This is a genomic window from Massilia litorea (assembly GCF_015101885.1).
Lineage (GTDB): Bacteria > Pseudomonadota > Gammaproteobacteria > Burkholderiales > Burkholderiaceae_D > Telluria > Telluria litorea.
Genome location: NZ_CP062941.1, coordinates 3,917,476 through 3,935,285, shown reverse-complemented (window position 1 = coordinate 3,935,285; position 17,810 = coordinate 3,917,476). Strand labels below are relative to the sequence as shown.

Genomic DNA, 17,810 nt, shown 5'->3' with positions numbered 1-17,810 from the left:
TTTCCAAGGAGACAGTGTGTCCAAACTCATTTCGACGGCGATCGCGCTGTCCGCGCTCGCTTCGAGCCCGGCGCTGGCCGCTGCGGCCGCGCCCGCCAAAACCACGGGCGACGTCCTGCCCTTCAAGGCGACCGAGAAAACCCTCGCCAACGGGCTGAAGATCATCGTCGTGCCGACCGGCCTGCCGAACCTGGTGTCGGTGACGATTCCGGTCCAGACCGGTTCGCGCAACGAAGTCGAGCCCGGCAAATCGGGCTTCGCGCACTTCTTCGAACACATGATGTTCCGCGGCACCAAGGCCTACCCGCCCGCGAAATACCAGGAAATCATCACCCGCGCCGGCGCCCGCCAGAACGCGTACACGAGCGACGACCTCACGAATTACTACACGACCTTCGCCAAGGAAGACCTGGAAACGGTCCTGAAGGTCGAGGCCGACCGCTTCCAGCACCTCGACTACCCGATCGAGGCGTTCAAGACCGAGTCGCGTGCGGTGCTGGGCGAGTACAACAAGAACAGCGCCAACCCGATGCAGAAGCTGTTCGAAGTCCAGCGCGACGCCGCCTTCAACACGCACACCTATAAACACACCACGATGGGCTTCCTGAAGGACATCGAGGACATGCCGAACCAGTACGCGTATTCGAAGGTCTTCTTCGACCGCTGGTACCGGCCCGAAAAGACGACCATCATCGTCGCCGGCGACGTCGACCCCGACAAGGCGATCGCCATGGTCGAGAAATACTGGTCTGGCTGGAAGAAAGGCAGTTACACGGCGCCGGTCCCGGCCGAACCGCCCGCGCGCGGCGCCCAGTACCGCCACGTGCCGTGGCCGACGCCGACCCTGCCGCTGGTCACCGTCGCCTTCCGCGCCCCCGCCTTCTCCGACACGACGAAAGACAATGCGGCGCTGGCCATGCTGCTCTCGCTGTCGTTCGGACGCACCTCGCCGCTGTACAAGCGCCTGGTGCAGGACGAGCAGAAGGTCGACCAACTGTTCGATTTCACGCCGAACCGGGTCGACCCGACCCTGGCCACGATCGGCGCGCGCGTCAAGAAGCCCGCCGACGCGCTGTATGTGCGCGACGCGATCCTGGACACCGTGGCGCGCCTGCGCGAGACGCAGGTAAGCGCCAAGGAACTGGCCGACGCGAAATCGGCGCAGAAATACGGCCTGGTGCGCACCCTCGACAACACCGAGCAGATCGCCTCCACCCTGGCCTCCTACGTCCACTTCAACCGCTCCTACGGCACCCTGAACCGCTACTACCGCGTGGTCGACAGCCTGACCCCGGCCGACCTGCAGGCCGCGGCGCGCAAATACCTGGTCGACGACAGCATGGTCGTCACCACCCTGGCGCACGACGCCTTGCCAGGCGGGATCGAGGCCTTGCCGAAGCTGGCCGCGCTGGCGCCCGCCGCGGGCGAGGCGAAGTTCGAGGTCCTGGTACAGAAATCGGCGCTGCCGCAGGTACGCTTCAAGCTGCTGTTCGCCGCCGGTTCCGCCCACGACCCGCAGGGCAAGGAAGGCCTGGCCACGCTCACCGCCGCCATGGTCGCGTCAGGCGGCTCGCGCGAGCGCAAGATCGACGAAGTCACGAAAGCGTTGTTCCCGCTGGCCGGCAGCTTCTCCGAACAGGTCGACAAGGAGATGACGACCTTCAGCGGCTCGATCCACAAGGACAACTGGAACGACTACCTCGCCATCGCCCTGCCGCTGCTGCTGGAACCGGGCTTTCGCGAAGAAGACTTCCGCCGCCTGAAGGACGCGCAAAAGAACGCCCTGCTCCTCGACCTGAAGGACAACAACGAGGAAGAATTCGGCAAGGAGCGCCTGCAGGCGAACGTCTATGCCGGCACGCCATATGCCCATCCGGTGCTTGGCACCCTGAAGGGAATCGAGTCGATCACGCTCGACGACGTCAAGGCGTTTTACCGGCAGGCGTATACCCAGGGCGCAGTACGCGTCGGCATTTCGGGCGACGTCAGCGAGGGCATGACCGCCTCCCTGAACACCGCGCTGGCACGTCTGCCGGCCGGCGCCGGACTGGCGGCCACAAGCCTGCCCCAGGGCCGCAAGCCGCACGGCCTGGAAGTCGAGATCATCGAAAAGAACACCCGCGCCACCGCGATTTCCTTCGGCCTGCCCCTGGCCGTGACGCGTTCGCACCCCGACTTCCCGGCCCTGTGGCTGGCCAAGACCTGGCTCGGCGAACACCGCGCCTCGAGCTCGCACCTGTACCAGCAGATCCGCGAGCTGCGCGGCATGAACTACGGGGACTACGCCTATATCGAAGCCTTCCCGCGCGGGATGTTCCAGTTCTTCCCGAATCCGAACCTGGGCCGCAAGGCGCAGCTGTTCGAAGTCTGGATCCGTCCGGTGGCGCCGCAAAACGCCCACTTCGCGCTGCGCCTGGCCCTTTCGGAACTGGGGAAACTGGTCGACCAGGGCCTGACCAGGGAAGACTTCGAGACCACGCGCGACTACCTGATGAAGAACGTCTTCGTCATGACCGCGACCCAGGACCAGCGCCTCGGCTATGCGCTCGACGCCCAGTGGTACGGCACGCCGGAATTTACCCGGATGATGCGCGAGGGACTGGCGAAGCTGAGCGTGGCCGACGTGAACGCGGCCATCAAAAAGCATCTGTCGGCGCGCGATCTCTCGGTCGTCTTCATCACGAAGGATGCTGCCGGCCTGAAGGACGCGCTGGTGAGCGACGCCTTCTCGACCATTACCTACGATGCGGCCAAGCCGCAGGCCGTGCTCGAGGAGGATAAGCTGATCGGTGCGATGAAGCTGGGCATCAGGCCGGAGAACGTCAGGATCACGCCGGCGGCGCAAGCCTTCGCCGAGTAAGAACGAAAAAAGGGGCGCCCGCGGGCGCCCCTTGCATCATTCACGCTGACTGCTTACTTCGTCATTCTCATTTGGTCATTTTGTCCCAGCCGTGGCGAACGGCGGCCTTCATGTTTTCCCAGGTCGAGCCGGTATTGCCGGTGTTGCGTGCTTCCCAGCCGCTGCGCAGGTCCGGTTCGACTTCGTCCCATGGACGGTTGCGGTACATCTGGCTCTGGCGCATTTCGCTGCCATAGCTGTAGGCCGGCTTGTAGCTGTCGTAACCGCTCGCACCCGCGGTGCTGCTGTAGGTCGCGTTGTAGTGGTTACGGTAGTAGCTGTCGTCGTCGTCGGTCGTCATGCGGTCCCAGCCCGATTTCACCGCATCCTTCATCTTTTCCCAGGTCGAACCGGCCTTGTTGCCGGCGCGGGTGGACCAGTCGGTGCGCAGGTCGTTCTCGACTTCGTTCCACTGGCGGCCGCTGTACTTTTGGTTGCGCGCCATTTCGGAGCCGTAGCTGTAGGCCGGCGCGTAGTCTTCGTACGAACCGCCGGTGGTGCCGTAGTTGCTGGTGAAGTGGTTACGGTAGTAGTCGTCGTCGCTCATCATGCTCGAACGTGCCGAGCCGGCCCCGAGCTGCTCGACCTCGACCTCGGTGTGGCGCACCGTGTCGCGGATCTGCTGTTCGCGCTGCGTCACTTCCTTGTTGATCGTCACTTCCTCGACCACGCGTGCCGACTTCTCGACCACGGCTTCCTCGGCCGTCTCGCGCATCTCGATCGACTGCTCCTTGAAGGCGGTGGCGTCCGCGCCGCTGATCGGCTCGTTGACCGGGCGGCGCTCGACGTTCACGTGCTCTTCGCGCAGCTGGACGTTTTCGTTGACCGGGGTCTCGACGACGCGCGAGTAGACGCGCACGCCGCCGCGCGAGACTTCACGTTTGCCGATCTTCAGCTGCTCCTGCACGACGGGGATGGCGGCCGTATTCGTGTCGCGCGCCATGGCGGTGTCGCGTTGCATCGAACCCGTCAGCGAGGAGCCCGTCTGGGAGCCCTGCAGGCTGCCGGCCGATGCGGCCGAGCCTTCCAGCGAGGAGCCGGCCAGCGACTGGTTCTGCAGGTTGCCCGAGCCCGAGCCATAGCTGCCCGTGCTCAGTTCGTCGCGCGAACCGAGCGGCTCCTGATAGGTGGTGCCCATCGGGTTCGGGTCGTTCAGCGACTGCTGGTTCAGCGGCAGGCGGTCGTTATCGGACTGCAGCGACATCGACTGGCCGCCGCTCATGCTGCCGGCGCTGCCCATCATCGCGCCCGAACCTTCGGTCATGCCCCACTTTTCCGACTGCTCGTCGATGTCGATCGGGCCGAAGCGCTCGACGATGTCGGCGGCGCGCTCGACTTCAGGCTCGCTGTCCGCATTGACCCGCAGCACATGGTTGCCGCGCTCGACGGCGGTCGAGTACTTGGTGCTGTGCACGCTGTCGTCGGTGCCGAAGATATCGCTGAAGAAGTTCTTGATGCTGGTGCCGATGCCTGGCTCATCGTCGACCCGGTCGGCGGTGCTCATGGTCGAATCGGGAGCGGATCCGCCGGTGGCGGACATCGCCCCCCGGGCAGCGTTTCGTCCCCATGCGACAGGCGCACGTCGCTGCTCGAAAAGCCCGACGACAGCAATTCGTTCTTGGCGCTCATGGCGTCGTTGTGATTGTCGAAAACGGCGATCAGAGTATGTTGCATGATGAGTCCTCCAGATAGTATTGATTACTTCAGTGGCGGGGTGCCGGATTCGTCGAAACGTTCGACACTGACCTGTTCGGCCTTCAGGACGACTTCTTCCTGGTGGTGTTCCTCGCGACGGATCCGGGTGATGTGAAGCTCTTCCTTGATGCGCACGCGGCGCTCGACAACCAGTACTTCCTCGAGGATGGGCACGATCAGGGTGTCGCCCTCGTAGCGGTTGGCGGGCGCCTCGTCCGGGGCGACGATGCGATCGACCGGGACGTGCCGGATCTCCACCTCGTCGCGCGCGAGGCGCTCGTCGATGGTGACCGGCTGTTCGACCACGGTCTTGTGAATGCGGACACCGCGTCCCGTGTCCACCGTACGGGTGCCGATGGCAAGCTCTTCCGCGATAACGGGGACCCGCAAGGAGTCTTGCGCTAACGGTTCTGCGGGGTTCCCTGCCATTGATTCGACTCCGTGTGGTTGTTGGTGCGAGACAGATTCAGCGTACCCCAAACTGCCGGGACACCGCGCACCATTGACTCCTGTAAATGTTAAGCAAATAAAAACGAACAAATAGGCAGAAAGGGCGTAAATAAAGGCGAAACGCCAGATCGGCGGGTCTTGAAAACCCGGAAAAGGAAAGGGTAAGAACGGCCTCGAACGAGGCCGTGGAAGGGCTTGCTGCGGAGACTAGTTGAACGGGTTGGCGACGTTCTTGACGTCGGGCGGCGGCAGGTGTTCCGGCAGGGTCTGGCCCTCGAGTGTGGCGAGCACGGCTCCCAGGATCTCGTGCAGGCGGCGCGCGTGCGCCAGGCCCTGCTGGTCGGCCGTCAGGTCGACGTCGCCCGAGATCGTGATCCGGTCAAGCCGGTTCTCGATCATCAGGTTATCGATCTGCAGGACATCGGCTTCGTTCGCATACGGCACAAAGGTCTTCTTTTTCGCGGTCATGGATGGCTCCGGTATTCAAATGCGTCAAATGAGGAATCAGTGTCAGGAGAAGAAACCGCTCTTCTTTTTCAGGCGGATCTTCGGCAGGGCCAGCATGCGTTCCTTTTGCTGGGTCGTGAGCGAAGGCAGGAATTCGATGCCGACGATGCGTTCGAGTTCCGCCACGGGAATGACCTGGATGTCGGCGCCCGCGCGGTTCTCCGTAAAGTAGGCCGCGGCGCGTTGCTGGCGCGGGCTGTAGACCACCTTGTACAGATGGGTCGGCACCAGCACGTTGCCGACCTTCTTCAGGTTGGTGCCGAGGAAGGCGGGGCCGGTGATCACGTACAGCTGCCCTTCCTTCTTCGCCATCTTGCGCACCGCGCCCTCGATCGGGGCCCAGATATGGCGGTTGTGGTCGCCGTCCTGCGGCACCATGTTGGCCAGCGTGAAGCTCTCGCGCTGGGTGTCGCGGTCCGGCATGTCGCCGTTCGGGGTCATGTGGCCGCGGTCGTAGCCGCTGCGCGCGTAATCCATGAGTTCGGCCCGCTGGCCGCGCGGCAGCCGCTCCTCGGGATGGAAGGCGTTGTCGCGTTTCAGGCCCTGGGCCGATTCCACGTTTTCGGCGCGCAAGTGTTCGGCCGACCACAAGGGCGTGCGCGTGACCCCCGAATGCATCACGCCGAACACGCCGTAGCACAGTTCGCGCGTCGCCACGGCGAGCTTGGGGTTGCGGATCTCGGGCGCGCGGCCCCCGGCGTAATGGTCGGGACAGTCCGATGCCAGGGCCAGCGCGGGGGCCAGCAGCGACCCCACCAGGCCGGCGCCGGCAATAAATTTCTGGAACATGAATGAATCGAAAGTGTGTGACAAAAGCGCATTGTAGCCGACACAGATTGCGCCGGGCGGCGCTACCGCCCTGCCCCGCCTCGGACCCGCCTTTGCGCCGGGGCGTCAATACCGGCGCACGATAGAAAAGCGCGGCTGCATTGTCGAGCAGAATGCTCTAGAATTGCGGCTCTTTCGATAACATTCCATACCGGAAACAACCACCGCCGATGGAAAAGGTCCCGTTCCCGGAGGAGCTGCGGCGGTTCGTGCTCACCAGCATACCGTCCGTTCCCTTCCTCGAAGCCCTGCTGCTGCTGCGCGCGAATCCGACGCAGCAATGGCATGGCGACACCCTGGCGCAGCGCCTCTACGTGCGCGAGCGCACCGCGCAGGCCCTGCTCGAGGACTTGTGCCGGGCCGGCATGATCGCGCCCTGCCCGGCGCCCGACGAGGGCTGCTATCAATACCACCCTTCTTCCAGTATGCTGCGCGAACGCATCGATGCGCTCGCCGACCTGTATGCGCGCCACCTTGTCGAAGTCACCCTGCTCATCCATTCTTCACTCGACCGCAAGGCCCAGCAATTCGCCGACGCCTTCAAACTGCGAAAGGACTCGTAAGTGGCGGTAACGATCTACATCCTGTGTATCCTGACCTCGCTTGCCTGCACCTGGCTGCTGTTCGGCAGCTATCGCCGCACGCGCTACCGCCTGCTGTTCTGGAGCGGCGCCTGCTTCGCGGTGATGACGCTGAATAACCTCTTCCTCCTGCTCGACAAGATCGTGTTCCCGAGCATCGACTTCCTGCCCGCGCGCCTCATCAGCGCGCTGGTCGCCACGCTGCTGCTGCTGTACGGCCTGATCTACGAGAAGGAATAAGCCATGAACGATGTGATTGCCGGCGCCGTCTGCATGGGTTCGCTCCTGATCGCGCTCTTCTTCCTGCGCTTCTGGCGCGATTCGCGCGACCGGTTTTTCCTGTACTTCGCGCTCTCCTTCTTCATCGAAGGGCTGCACCGCCTGTACTCGGCATTGCACGACGCCGGGGGCGAGGATTCGCCGCTGCACTACCTGATCCGCCTGCTGGCCTATGGCCTGATCCTGTGGGCGATCCTGGAGAAGAACCTGCCGCGCGAGCGCGACCGCAAATAGCGTGCGCCCGTGCGCAGGACGCGCTGACATAATGAAGCCATGTGAACATTCCGATAAGGAGAACAGCATGGCGAACAATTCGGCAACCACCGATCCGCGCGGCCAGCCGCAAACCCCGCAATCCCCGCAGCCCGGCACCGGCGAGCACAATCGCTCGGAAAACCTGCTGCCCGGCGAAGAAGGCGCCGAGGACGGCCGCTTCGAGGTGGCCGAAGAGGTCAGCCTCGACATCCAGGGCGACGACGCGCGCCGCGTCGGCCACCTGGCGAACGTCGAGGAGTCGATGCCCGACACCGTCCAGACCGAAGCCGAGGACGAGAACAAGGGCACGCCCTGATCCCCCTCCTCCGATCGTAAAAACAGCGGGCGCCGATGGCGCCCGCGATGCTTTCTGCCCTTGCCGCCTACACCTTGACGCCCATGCGCAGGCCTTCGATCGTATGCGCCTGCACGATCGGTTCCAGGCGCTCGACCACGCGGCAGGTAATGTGGCGGCGCAGCTCGGGCGCCAGGCTCTCGTAATAGGCGTGGGTCAGCTGCAGGTCGTGCTTGTCGGCGTTGCGCGCGTCGGGCGCGTCGACGCCGAGCACGAACACCGGACGCGAACGGTCCGACTGGTTGGCCGTGCCGCGGTGGATGGTCAGCGCCGAACGCGCCGAAATATCCCCCATCTTCGGCAGCTTGCGCTGGGCGCGTGCCTCGTAGCGCGGCCACAGCTCCTTCGCAGGGAACATCGGGTCGCCGCCGGCCAGGTCGTCCCACTGGGTACCGGGCGCGATTTCGAAGGGTCCCATGTCCTCGGTGACGTCGACCGTCGTGATGTTAAAGGCGAGCGAGTTGATGCGGCGCCCGATCAGGGTCGCGTCGGGAGACTTGAAATCGCGGTGCCAGGGCTGGTGCAGCGCGCCGGGACCGGGCACGTCGAAGCCCGCTTCGACAACCCGGTACTCGGGGCCGAGGATGGCGCGGCAGACCGCCACCACCCAGGGATGGCTGATGATGTCCGCGAAACCCGACAAACGCTCGGGATGGACCTCGACGTAATAGCGGTTCGGGCCGCGTGCGAGCGCGCCGCCGGGCTGGCGCTGGGCTTCCTCGAACAGCATGGCGATATCGCGCCCGAGCCGTTCGACCCAGGCGCGCTCGAAGGCGCCCTTGCAGGCGATGATGCCGTCGCCGTAGATCCCGCCCATGATGGCGGCGACGTCGTAGTCCTGGGCGGCGGTGAGTTGGGTGCGCATGAAGATCCTCCTGTTTTCCGGGCGGGTTCATGTTACTGCGAAAGAGCATCGGCGGCGCGCACGGGCGCCCGAATACCCGGGGCGCATGGCAAGGCGCCGACGCTACCAATCCAGGGTCAGCAACAGCGCGCCCATCCTCGGCCAGCACAGGCGGCTGATCTCGCTGCGGTCGGCCCACATGAAGCCATCCGTCTCCGGCGTCGGCTTGCCGGTCTTCTGGTGCGGATAAAAGCTGGTGCAGGAGAGCTGCGCCAGGTCGCCCAGCTCGTCGCCGGCGTCGACCCGGAACAGGTGCAGGCGCTTGTCGCGCCGGTAGTCGAATTCGCCGAGGTCGAGGAAGCGCCCGGCGTCGAAGACGGCGCCGGCTTCCTCCTGCAGTTCGCGCATCGCCGCCTCGAGCGAGGTCTCGCCCGGATCGCGCATGCCCTTCGGGATGTCCCAGGCGGCGGTATGGGTCACATGGCAGAGCAGCAGCTGGCCGCGCGCGTTGAGCACCAGGGTGCCGCAGGAGACGGTGTGCTTGCTCATGTGCGTCTCATGTGCTGCTCAAGTTTCGCCCGTCGGTTGCGGTGGCGAGCGCCTGCTCCAGCGCCTCGCGGCTGACCGGCTTGGTCAGGTGCTGGTCGAAGCCGGCCTGGTGCGAGAGCGTCATGTCGCTGGCCGCGCCCCAGCCGGTCAGCGCGACCAGCATCATGTCGCGCAGCGCGCCGCCGGCACCATTGCTCGCACGGATAGCGCGCGCCACTTCATGCCCGTTCATGCCCGGCAGGCCGATATCGAGGAAGGCCAGGTCGGGCTTGAATTCGCGCGCCGCCGCCAGCCCGGCCGGCCCGTCATGCGCCATGCGCGTTTCGTGGCCGAGGGCTTCGATCAGCGCGACCAGGCTTTCGGCCGCATCCTGGTTGTCGTCGACCACCAGCACGCGCAGGCGGCGCGCCGGCGCCTGGGCCGCCGGGCCGGGGACGGCGTCCCGCGCTTCGCCCGCGCCGCGCCGCAGCGGCAGCCGCACGGTGAAGGTGCTGCCGCGCCCGCGCCCTTCGCTGAAGGCGTGTACCCGGCCCCCATGCAGCTCGACCAGGCGGCGCACCAGCGACAGCCCGATCCCGAGCCCGCCCTGGGCGCGATCGAGGCTGCTGCGCACCTGGGTAAACATCTCGAACACCGAGCCGATGGCGTCGGGCGCGATGCCGATGCCGCTGTCGGTGACGGCCACCACCGCCTGCGCGCCCTCGCGCCAGGCCGCCAGCGAAATGCGGCCGCCTCCCGGCGTGTACTTGGCCGCGTTGTTGAGCAGGTTCGACAGCACCTGCACCAGGCGCGTCAGGTCGGCGTCGAGCGGCAGCGCTTCCTCGGGCAGGGTCACCTGCAACTCGTGATTGCCGGCGTGGATCAAAGCGGTGCTGCTCTCCACCGCCATCGACACCGCCGTGCGCAGGTCGATCGGCTCCTTTTTCAGCTCGATGCGTCCGCGCGTGATGCGGGCGATGTCGAGCAGGTCGTCGACCAGGTGGATCAGCTGGCCGAGCTGGCGGTCCATCATCTCGTGCACGCGCACGGCGGTGGCGGCCGCGGTGGCGGCATTCGCCGGCGCCATCCGCAGCAGGTCGAGGCCGGTGCGGATCGGCGCCAGCGGATTGCGCAGCTCATGCGCCAGCGTGGCCAGGAATTCGCTCTTGCGGTGGTCGGCCTCGGACAGGTCGGCCGCGATGCGGCGCAGCTCGTCCTCGGCGCGCTTCTGTTCCGTGATGTCGCGCGTGATCGTCGCCAGGCCGAGGTGGGCGCCGTCGGCGCCGTGCACCGCGAAGCCCTTGAAATAGACCGGCACCGCGTCGCCCGTCCCGCGTGCGGCGAACTTCAGCTCGCCCTCCCATTTCTGCTCGCCGCCGCGCAGGGCCGGCAGCACGTCGGTACGGACAAAGGCGCGGCAATCCTTCGAGAACAGGTCGAGCAGGCGCGTGCCGCCGATGTCGGCATCCAGGCCCAGCCCGGCCATGGCACGCCCGGCGGGATTGAGGTAAAGGCCGCTGCCGTTTGGCGCGAAGATGCCGATGAAGTCCGAAGACTGTTCGGCCACGGCCGCCAGGCGGCGCACGCCCTCCTCGGCCAGGCGCCGCTCGCTTTCGTCGCGCAGGTAGAGGGCGATGCCGCCGTCCGGCGTCGGGAAGCAGTTGATCTCGTACCAGCCGCCCCAGGCGGCGAGATAGGCCTCGGTGCGGGTGGCGGCACGCTCGCCGGCGCAGCGGCGGCAGGCCTGCTCATGGCGGCTGCCTTGCCAGTCGGGGAACAGGTCCCAGAACACGTCGCCGAACAGCTGTGAACGGTCCAGGCCCGTGATCCGTTCGGCGGCCGCATTCGCGTAGCCGATGCGCCAGGAACTGTCGAGGGCCAGGAAGCCGTCGGTCATGCTTTCCAGGATCGCGTGCGAACGTTCCTCGGCGAGCTGGCGCGCCGCCGCTTCGGCGCGCTGGCCGATCACCAGCGAGGCGCTGTTGGCCAGCAGTGCCAGCGCCGCTTCGTCGCGCGCCGTGCGCGCCGCGCCGGCGCGGTAGTACCAGGTAAAGGCGCCAAGTACGCTGCCCGCCGGCGACAGGATCGGCAAGGCGCGGCAGGCGGCGAGGCCGGCCGCCAGCGCCGGGCCGCGGCAGCGCTCCCAGAGCGGATCGGTGGCGATGTCGGGACAGTCGACCGGCTCGGCGCGCCAGGCCGCGGTGCCGCCGGCGCCGCCCAGGGGCGACATGCCGAGCTTGTCGAGGGCGGCGCGCAAGTCGTCCGGCAGGCCGGGCGCGGCCGCGTGGCGCAAGCCGCCGCCCGCATCGGCCAGCTGGACCCCGGCCAGGGCCGCGCCGCCGGCGTATTCCTCGGCGGTGCGCGCCAGCAGGTCGAGCACGTCGTCCAGCGGCGCGTCGGAGACCGCCAGTTCGAGGGCGCCGCGCTGGCCGACCGCCAGCAGGTTGGCGCGGGTGCGTTCGGTGACGTCGATCCCGTGGATCAGCACCCCCGACACGCTGCCGTCCGGCTCGCGCAGTGCCATGTAGATGAAGTCGACGTAATAGGTGTCGAGTTCCCCGCTTTCGGTCTGCAGCTGCAGGCGCACGTTGCTGCCCTCGTGCGCTTCGCCGCTGCGATAGACGGTTTTCAGTAGCTCGTACAGGCCCTGGCCGACCAGCTCCGGCAGGGCCGCGTGGAAAGGCTTGCCGAGCAGCGCACGCCGCCCCACCAGGTTCGAGAAGCGCTGGTTGGCCATCTCGAACACCATGTCGGGCCCGCGCATGACGGCCATGAAGGCCGGCGCCTGGTAGAAGATGTCGCGCATGCGCTCGCCCGCCGCGCGCAGCTGCGCCATCAGGCGTTCGCGTTCGCGCCCGGCCGTCTGGCGCGCGCTGATGTCGGTGAAGGTCAGCACCGCCCCGCCGGGACCCGCGCCGGTGGTCAGCGGATGGACCGAGCAGGCGACCGGCAGGATGGAGCCGTCCTTGCGCAGCAGGTGGGTGTCGTCCAGGCGCAGCACGCTGCCGTTTCTCAAGGCGTCGAGCAGCGCGCCCTCTTCCAGGTCACCGTCGGACTGCGCGGCGCCGCGGGCCGGCAGCAGCTTGCCGACCGCCTGGCCGGCCAGTTCCTCGGGGGTGTAGCCAAGGCAGGCCGCGCCGGCGGCGTTCAGGAAGGTGCAGCGTCCGCCGGCGTCGAGCCCGACGATGCCCTCGCCGGAGGATTCGAGCAGGCGTGCAAAGCGCTCGGTGCTTTCGCCCAGCGCCCGTTCGCTCGCGGCCAGCTGCTCGGCCGCCTCGTGTTCGGCGGTGGCGTCGCGCATGATCTTGGCGTAGCCGCGCAGCTGCCCCTTTTCGCGCAGGGCGATCATCATGCCGTCGGCGAAGAAGCGGCGGCCGTCGCGGCGCAGGTGCCAGCGCCGGTCTTCCGAGCGTCCCGTCGCGCGGGCGCGCGCCGCTTCTTCGTCGGGCTGGCCGGCGGCGCGGTCTTCGGGAAGGAAGAGCATGTCCGCGCTCTGGCCAATCGCCTCGGCCGCGCTCCAGCCGGTGACGGCCTGCGCTCCGGCCTCCCACTCGGTGATGCGGCGTTCGGTGTCGGTACCGATGAAGGCGTAGTCGTGCAGGTTGTCGACGATCAGGCGCAGGCGGCTGGCGTGGCCGCCGGCCGCTTCGGAAGCGCGCGCCGGCGCCTCGCTGCGCAGGCGCGCCAGCTCGGCGGCCTGGCGCTGCAGTGCCAGGCAGCGGTTCACGCGGGCGCGCAGCACGTGGGCCTTGATTGGTTTCGCGAGATGGTCGACGTCCCCCAGCGCATACGCGCGTTCATCGGGAAAGCCGTCCGGGTCGGCGGCCGTGATGAAGATGATCGGCACCGATTGCGAACGCGGATCGCGGCGCATCAGCTCGGCGGTCTGGAGGCCGTCCATGGCCGGCATCTGGACGTCGAGCAGCACGAGCGCGAACTCCTCCTCCAGCAGCGCGCGCAGCGCGGCTTCCCCTGACCCGACGGACACCAGGGTGGCGTCGAGGCCGGCCAGCAGCGCTTCGAGCACCGCAAGGTTGGCTGGCTGGTCGTCCACGAGAAGGATGCGGGGTTGGACGGCAGCGCTCATTGATCGGGAGAGGGTCGGGGGCAGAAGGTCAAAGGCAGGTGGGCCGACGCTGTGCGCGTGAGATTGTGTGAATAATTGTGAAGAATGCAATGTATGCCTCAGGCATCCAATTGTCAATTGTGCGCGCCTTCGGCCGAGTGGGCCGCACACTAGGCGGTCTCGCTGCCGCAGCGCAGCAAGGAATGAAGCCATCACGGAGTCGCAATGGATTTTACCTACCTGAACAATACGCTGGAAAGCTGGGCGATCGCGTTCGCGGTCCTGCTGGGCGCAACGCTGGCGATGCACTGCCTGCGCCGCTTCGCACTGCACAAGATGCAGGCGCGGTCGCAGCGCACGGAAACCCTGGCCGACGACCTGGTCGCCAGGATGCTGCGCAAGACCTATCTCCTGATCATGCTGACGCTCGCGGCCTACCTTGCCAGCCTCGTCCTCGAGCTGGCCGACAGGCAGCGCCTGGTGGTGTCGCGGATCGCGATCGCGGCCCTGATCCTGCAGCTGGCGATCTGGGGCGACACCCTGCTGCGGGCCTGGCGCGACCACGCGTATGTGAGCGACGCGCCGCGCAAGGCCTCGCGCACGATCGTCTGCTTCATGGCACGCCTGGCGCTGTGGGTGATCGCCTTCCTGATGGTGCTCGATAACTTCGGCTTCAACATCACGGCCCTGGTGGCCAGCCTGGGTGTCGGCGGCATCGCGGTGGCGCTGGCGGTACAGAACATCCTTGGCGACCTGTTCGCCTCGCTCTCGATCATGCTCGACAAGCCCTTCGAGATCGGCGACTTCATCATCGTCGGCGACGTGCTCGGCTCGGTCGAGCACATCGGCCTGAAGACGACGCGCCTGCGCGGCCTGGGCGGCGAGCAGGTCATCTTCGCCAACAGCGACCTGCTGAAAAGCCGCATCCACAACCACAAGCGCATGGAGACGCGCCGCGTCGCCTTCGTGCTGCGGGTGGCCTATGGCGCCAGCGACACCCAGCTGGCGCGGGTTCCGGTACTGATCCGCGAAGTCGTCGATGCCGAGCCGATGGCCGCCTTCGAGCGCGCCCATTTCTTCAACTACGGCGAGTGGTCGCTCAATTTCGAGGTGGTGTACCACTTCCAGAGTCCCGACTACATCGCCCACATGGATACCCAGCAGGCGGTCCTGCTCGAGATCTACCGGCGCTTCGAACGCGAAGGCATCCGCTTCGCGCATCCGTTGTCGATCGTGCGCATGGCCGACGGCGAGGTACCGCCGCGGCCGCAGGCGGTGGCGCCGGCGGCGTCGTTCAGGCATTGAGGACGTGGAGTGGACGAGTGCTCTTATTCAGGTGTTGGCAGACGCCCACCGTAGCGTGGGCATGCGCACGCGCACGCGGGATGATGATCCGTGTTGGCGTATTGGCGTTTGTCCAGGCGATTTGTCGGAGCAGTGCTGATTGCTACTTCGGCGAGGCAGGTAACGCGTGGGCGGTGCCCACCCTACGGTGCACTGCAGTCAATGGCTTCGTTGGCAGCCAGCGACATGCATAAAAAAACCCGCCGGACCGCGAGGCCGGGCGGGTTCTTGCGCTGCCTGGAAATCAGGCGGCGGACTTCTGTGCGACCGGCAGCGGGCTGACGCGGGCGGCGGTGCCGGCTTCGAGCACGGCGGCAGCGGCCGAGCGGGCCTTGCCCGGCGCGGTGGTGCTGATCAGCTCGTGCATGCGGCCGGCAGTCTTGTCCCACGAGGTGTTGGCGACGATGTCGCGCATGCGCTCGATCAGCTTCGCTTTTTCGTCTTCGCTCGCGGCCAGCATCCGTTCGCAGGCGGCGATGTACTCGTCCGCGGTCGAGGCGATCGCGACGACGTCGCCGTACGGCACCTTGACGTCGGTGATCGGGGTGCTGACGCTGAGCTTTTCGGCGGCCATGTATTCGAGCACCTTGGTCGGGCTGATGAACTTGGTCGAATCGTTCATCGCGAACGGCAGCAGGCAGACGTCCCAGCCGGCCAGGAACTTCGGCAGTTCGTCATAGTTGCGCTGGCCCATGTAGTGGACGTTGTCGGCGCGCGGGAGTTCGGCCGGATCGATTTTCACGACCGGGCCGACCAGCACGATCTGCCATTCCGGGTGGGCGGCGGCCATCTGGCGCACCAGCTCGGTGTCGAAGCGCTCGTCGATCACGCCGTAGAAACCCAGGCGCGGACCGGCGATGTGTGCCTGGTCCGGATGCGAGATCGAGGCGTCCAGGGCCTTGCGGAAATGCTTGGCGTCGACGCTGCTCGAGAAGCAGTGGGCGTTCGCGTGGCGGTCCTTCTTGGCTTCGTACAGGCTTGGGCCACCGGTGAAGACCAGGTCGGCGATGTTGAGCAGGGCCGATTCGCGCTGCAGCAGCTGCTTCGGCGGGTTCTTGAAGGCGGCCAGTTCGTCCATGCAGTCGTAGACGACCAGAGAAGGATTGAAGCCCTGCAGCAGCGGCAGCGCCATCGGGGTATAGAACCACACCACCGGACGCTCGCCTTCGGGCACCAGGTCGGCCAGCAGGCGCTGCATGGTCGGCAGCTGGTCGTCGTGGAAACCCCAGGTGTTCTGGATCGGCGTATGCGGGCGGCACACCGTGATGTTCGGCGCGACGGTCGTCTTTTGCAGGTGGGCGGGACCCTCGCTGTGGACGGGTTCCTCGACAAACAGAATCTGGTAGTGTTCCGCCAGGCGCGTCATCAGATGTTGTGGGCGTTGGAAGACGAAGTCCCAGCGCAGGTGGCAAAACACGATCAGGGTCGGCATGTTGATTTCCTTTCGCCTTTGTGGCGCTTTAGTTGATCTTGGGTCCGTGGCTAATCATGGCGGTGGCGGGAAATTCACGCCCTGTCACGCAGCCGGACCCCCGAATCGTATCATGCAAAATTACTACTATTTTCATTTATGCATCGCAACATTAGCCGCTAGAAAGGACTCGTTGGAAACGCAGAGCATTTCCTCATAGGAGAGTCCGGTGTCCCGCAGGCAATTTTGTAGGTGTAGTCCTACCCATATACAAGGAAATCCACTACGAAAACTCATCCATACGGCAGGCATGCGCAAGCGTGCGCACGCCCGGCAAGGGGCTGCGCAGGCGGCTTGGGAGGGATCATCGGGGCAAGGCGTGCGCCCCGGAGGGTGTAGGCATACTCTGCCGTTATGTGGGCGAAACGCGCGCCGCGGCGGGACCCGGCGGCATCCGGTGGCGCCCCGCCCCAGCCCCGCAGCGGGGGGGCGCGCCGCCCCGTTGTTGCAGCGCAGCGCAGGCTGGAACGGAGTCAGCCTGGAGGATACGGCTGGGCGCCTTCCGGATGGCCCTGGTCGTCGAAGCCGTCGGCGGTGGACACGTCGTCGATGCCGATCGATCCGAGCGCATCGCACAGTTCGTCGACCTCGGCGCCGAGATCGGCGGCCAGGTCGACGGGCTTTGCGGTCCCGCCCCAGGGAGGTCCGCCATCGAGGGCGTACAGGTTGACGCGCAGCTCGATGTGTTCGCCGGCGTCGAGCGGCGCGACGACGGCGCGCACACGGTCGGCCGCCAGTTCTTTCCCGGCCAGCAGGCGGTTGATTTCGGCCAGGGTGCCGAGCATCGCCAGCTCGGACACGCCCTGCTCCTTGGCGCCATGGAACAGGTCCTGGTACAGGAAGTCGACGCTGATGCTGTCCGGATCGGCCGCCAGGCAGCGGCGCACCAGCGGCGCCACGCGTTCGGTCCAGGCGCGGTAGCGGCGCATGCGGTCGGCGAAATACACGTCGGCGTCGATCTCGTCCTTCGGCACGGCGTAGAACGGATCGTCGGCGCGTTTCAGCGAAAAGCCGAACAGGAAGCGCAGCTCCATCGCCGTCTCGTCGGGCGCGAAGCGCTCGCCGGTCCAGCCGCGGATGCTCGCTTCGAGCAGCGGCGCGGCCACCGGCTTCTTGCTGGTCAGGGAAGCGGCGGCCTCGCGCAGCAGCTCCTGCAGGGCCGAATAGCCGATGTGGTCGGCCTCGGCCAGGTCGTAGGCATGGCGCACCAGGGCCACTTTGGCGCGCGGGCTGTCCAGTTCAGCGGCGACGAAACTGTTCGCCAGCTCCTCGTAGGCGGCATCGTCGGCGAAGGTTTCCTCGGCCACCAGCCCGCCCGTGCTGCGCACGAACAGCGGGATCAGGAAGGCGTCGATCTCGAGTTCCGGCTCATCTTCGCGGCGCAGGTGCAGCGTCGCCGACTGTTCGCCGATGTGGGCGCGCAGCAGGCGGCAGGCTTCGGGATCGGTGAAGCGTGCCAGCTCGATGGCGCCGTAGAGCACCTCGTCGCGCTTCTTGCGCAGGGCCTTGCGGATGTCGACCAGCAGCTCCTGCTCGCGCGCGGCGGCCAGTTCGGGATCGCTGTCCTCGCCCTCGGCCACCTCGAGCGCGAGGTCAGCCAGGGCCTGGGCCAGTGCGTCGGTATCGGGTTCGGCGGCGGCGGCCGGCTTGCGCGGCACGGGCTTCTTGTTTTTCGGCATGGGTCAGCGTGATGAAGGATGAAAACGCC

Annotated in this window: 16 protein-coding genes; 6 read left to right on the top strand and 10 right to left on the bottom strand. The window is 66.6% G+C overall.

What is annotated here, in order from left to right:
• Positions 1–16 precede the first annotated feature (16 nt).
• A complete protein-coding gene (locus tag LPB04_RS17730; RefSeq protein WP_227496459.1) occupies positions 17–2,860 on the top strand; it encodes a M16 family metallopeptidase in 2,844 nt (947 codons plus the stop codon).
• Between the two features lie 67 nt (positions 2,861–2,927).
• Here the strand turns inward: LPB04_RS17730 and LPB04_RS17725 are convergent, their stop codons facing one another.
• The 5 genes from LPB04_RS17725 to LPB04_RS17705 all read right to left on the bottom strand — a co-directional run bounded on the left by LPB04_RS17725 (position 2,928) and on the right by LPB04_RS17705 (position 6,340).
• Positions 2,928–4,403, bottom strand: a complete 1,476-nt coding sequence (locus LPB04_RS17725; protein ID WP_227496458.1) for a YsnF/AvaK domain-containing protein — start codon at positions 4,401–4,403, stop codon at positions 2,928–2,930.
• Positions 4,400–4,573 (bottom strand): hypothetical protein, encoded by a 174-nt coding sequence (locus tag LPB04_RS17720; RefSeq protein ID WP_193685824.1) that lies wholly within the window; start codon positions 4,571–4,573, stop codon positions 4,400–4,402. The genes LPB04_RS17725 and LPB04_RS17720 overlap by 4 nt, the downstream gene beginning before the upstream one ends.
• Positions 4,574–4,597: 24 nt before the next feature.
• Positions 4,598–4,984 carry a YsnF/AvaK domain-containing protein gene (locus tag LPB04_RS17715; RefSeq protein WP_227496457.1) on the bottom strand — a complete coding sequence of 129 codons (387 nt, stop codon included), beginning with the start codon at positions 4,982–4,984 and terminating at the stop codon, positions 4,598–4,600.
• 267 nt (positions 4,985–5,251) lie between these two features.
• Complete coding sequence (locus LPB04_RS17710; RefSeq protein WP_193685822.1) at positions 5,252–5,512, bottom strand: hypothetical protein; 261 nt, start codon at positions 5,510–5,512, stop codon at positions 5,252–5,254.
• A gap of 42 nt (positions 5,513–5,554) precedes the next feature.
• Complete coding sequence (locus tag LPB04_RS17705) at positions 5,555–6,340, bottom strand: DNA/RNA non-specific endonuclease (protein ID WP_193685821.1); 786 nt, start codon at positions 6,338–6,340, stop codon at positions 5,555–5,557.
• A 209-nt stretch (positions 6,341–6,549) separates the two neighbouring features.
• On the opposite strand from LPB04_RS17705, the gene LPB04_RS17700 reads away from it, so the two are divergent.
• The 4 genes from LPB04_RS17700 to LPB04_RS17685 all read left to right on the top strand — a co-directional run bounded on the left by LPB04_RS17700 (position 6,550) and on the right by LPB04_RS17685 (position 7,810).
• The gene (locus LPB04_RS17700) at positions 6,550–6,942 is read left to right on the top strand and encodes a hypothetical protein (protein ID WP_193685820.1); all 393 of its coding nucleotides are present in this window, start codon (positions 6,550–6,552) and stop codon (positions 6,940–6,942) included.
• A complete protein-coding gene (locus LPB04_RS17695; RefSeq protein WP_193685819.1) occupies positions 6,943–7,200 on the top strand; it encodes a DUF5985 family protein in 258 nt (85 codons plus the stop codon). It abuts the gene before it with no gap.
• A 3-nt stretch (positions 7,201–7,203) separates the two neighbouring features.
• A complete protein-coding gene (locus LPB04_RS17690; RefSeq protein ID WP_193685818.1) occupies positions 7,204–7,473 on the top strand; it encodes a DUF5985 family protein in 270 nt (89 codons plus the stop codon).
• A gap of 67 nt (positions 7,474–7,540) precedes the next feature.
• On the top strand, positions 7,541–7,810 hold the full coding sequence (locus LPB04_RS17685) for a hypothetical protein (RefSeq protein ID WP_193685817.1): 270 nt from the start codon (positions 7,541–7,543) through the stop codon (positions 7,808–7,810).
• A 67-nt stretch (positions 7,811–7,877) separates the two neighbouring features.
• Here the strand turns inward: LPB04_RS17685 and LPB04_RS17680 are convergent, their stop codons facing one another.
• The 3 genes from LPB04_RS17680 to LPB04_RS17670 form a co-directional block, all read right to left on the bottom strand.
• Positions 7,878–8,714 carry a phytanoyl-CoA dioxygenase family protein gene (locus LPB04_RS17680; protein WP_193685816.1) on the bottom strand — a complete coding sequence of 279 codons (837 nt, stop codon included), beginning with the start codon at positions 8,712–8,714 and terminating at the stop codon, positions 7,878–7,880.
• Positions 8,715–8,816: 102 nt separating this feature from the next.
• Positions 8,817–9,242 (bottom strand): NUDIX hydrolase, encoded by a 426-nt coding sequence (locus LPB04_RS17675; protein WP_193685815.1) that lies wholly within the window; start codon positions 9,240–9,242, stop codon positions 8,817–8,819.
• Between the two features lie 7 nt (positions 9,243–9,249).
• Entirely contained in the window at positions 9,250–13,275 is a 4,026-nt protein-coding gene (locus tag LPB04_RS17670) for a PAS domain S-box protein (protein ID WP_193685814.1), read from the bottom strand.
• 237 nt (positions 13,276–13,512) lie between these two features.
• Between LPB04_RS17670 and LPB04_RS17665 the strand changes: the two genes are divergently transcribed.
• Positions 13,513–14,592 (top strand): mechanosensitive ion channel family protein, encoded by a 1,080-nt coding sequence (locus LPB04_RS17665; protein ID WP_193685813.1) that lies wholly within the window; start codon positions 13,513–13,515, stop codon positions 14,590–14,592.
• Positions 14,593–14,875: 283 nt separating this feature from the next.
• On the opposite strand, the gene LPB04_RS17660 is transcribed toward LPB04_RS17665, so the two are convergent.
• Together LPB04_RS17660 and LPB04_RS17655 are read right to left on the bottom strand one after the other, a co-directional pair.
• The gene (locus LPB04_RS17660; RefSeq protein WP_193685812.1) at positions 14,876–16,063 is read right to left on the bottom strand and encodes a glycosyltransferase family 1 protein; all 1,188 of its coding nucleotides are present in this window, start codon (positions 16,061–16,063) and stop codon (positions 14,876–14,878) included.
• A gap of 512 nt (positions 16,064–16,575) precedes the next feature.
• Complete coding sequence (locus LPB04_RS17655) at positions 16,576–17,781, bottom strand: hypothetical protein (protein ID WP_193685811.1); 1,206 nt, start codon at positions 17,779–17,781, stop codon at positions 16,576–16,578.
• Positions 17,782–17,810 lie beyond the last annotated feature (29 nt).

Bases quoted from the DNA above. Each gene is read 5' to 3' on its own strand.
- LPB04_RS17665 (WP_193685813.1), top strand. From the start codon at position 13,513: ATGGATTTTACCTACCTGAACAATACGCTGGAAAGCTGGGCGATCGCG.
- LPB04_RS17685 (WP_193685817.1), top strand. From the start codon at position 7,541: ATGGCGAACAATTCGGCAACCACCGATCCGCGCGGCCAGCCGCAAACC.
- LPB04_RS17660 (WP_193685812.1), bottom strand. From the start codon at position 16,063: ATGCCGACCCTGATCGTGTTTTGCCACCTGCGCTGGGACTTCGTCTTC.
- LPB04_RS17680 (WP_193685816.1), bottom strand. From the start codon at position 8,714: ATGCGCACCCAACTCACCGCCGCCCAGGACTACGACGTCGCCGCCATC.
- LPB04_RS17700 (WP_193685820.1), top strand. From the start codon at position 6,550: ATGGAAAAGGTCCCGTTCCCGGAGGAGCTGCGGCGGTTCGTGCTCACC.
- LPB04_RS17725 (WP_227496458.1), bottom strand. From the start codon at position 4,403: ATGAGCACCGCCGACCGGGTCGACGATGAGCCAGGCATCGGCACCAGC.
- LPB04_RS17655 (WP_193685811.1), bottom strand. From the start codon at position 17,781: ATGCCGAAAAACAAGAAGCCCGTGCCGCGCAAGCCGGCCGCCGCCGCC.
- LPB04_RS17705 (WP_193685821.1), bottom strand. From the start codon at position 6,340: ATGTTCCAGAAATTTATTGCCGGCGCCGGCCTGGTGGGGTCGCTGCTG.
- LPB04_RS17720 (WP_193685824.1), bottom strand. From the start codon at position 4,573: ATGCAACATACTCTGATCGCCGTTTTCGACAATCACAACGACGCCATG.
- LPB04_RS17675 (WP_193685815.1), bottom strand. From the start codon at position 9,242: ATGAGCAAGCACACCGTCTCCTGCGGCACCCTGGTGCTCAACGCGCGC.
- LPB04_RS17710 (WP_193685822.1), bottom strand. From the start codon at position 5,512: ATGACCGCGAAAAAGAAGACCTTTGTGCCGTATGCGAACGAAGCCGAT.
- LPB04_RS17690 (WP_193685818.1), top strand. From the start codon at position 7,204: ATGAACGATGTGATTGCCGGCGCCGTCTGCATGGGTTCGCTCCTGATC.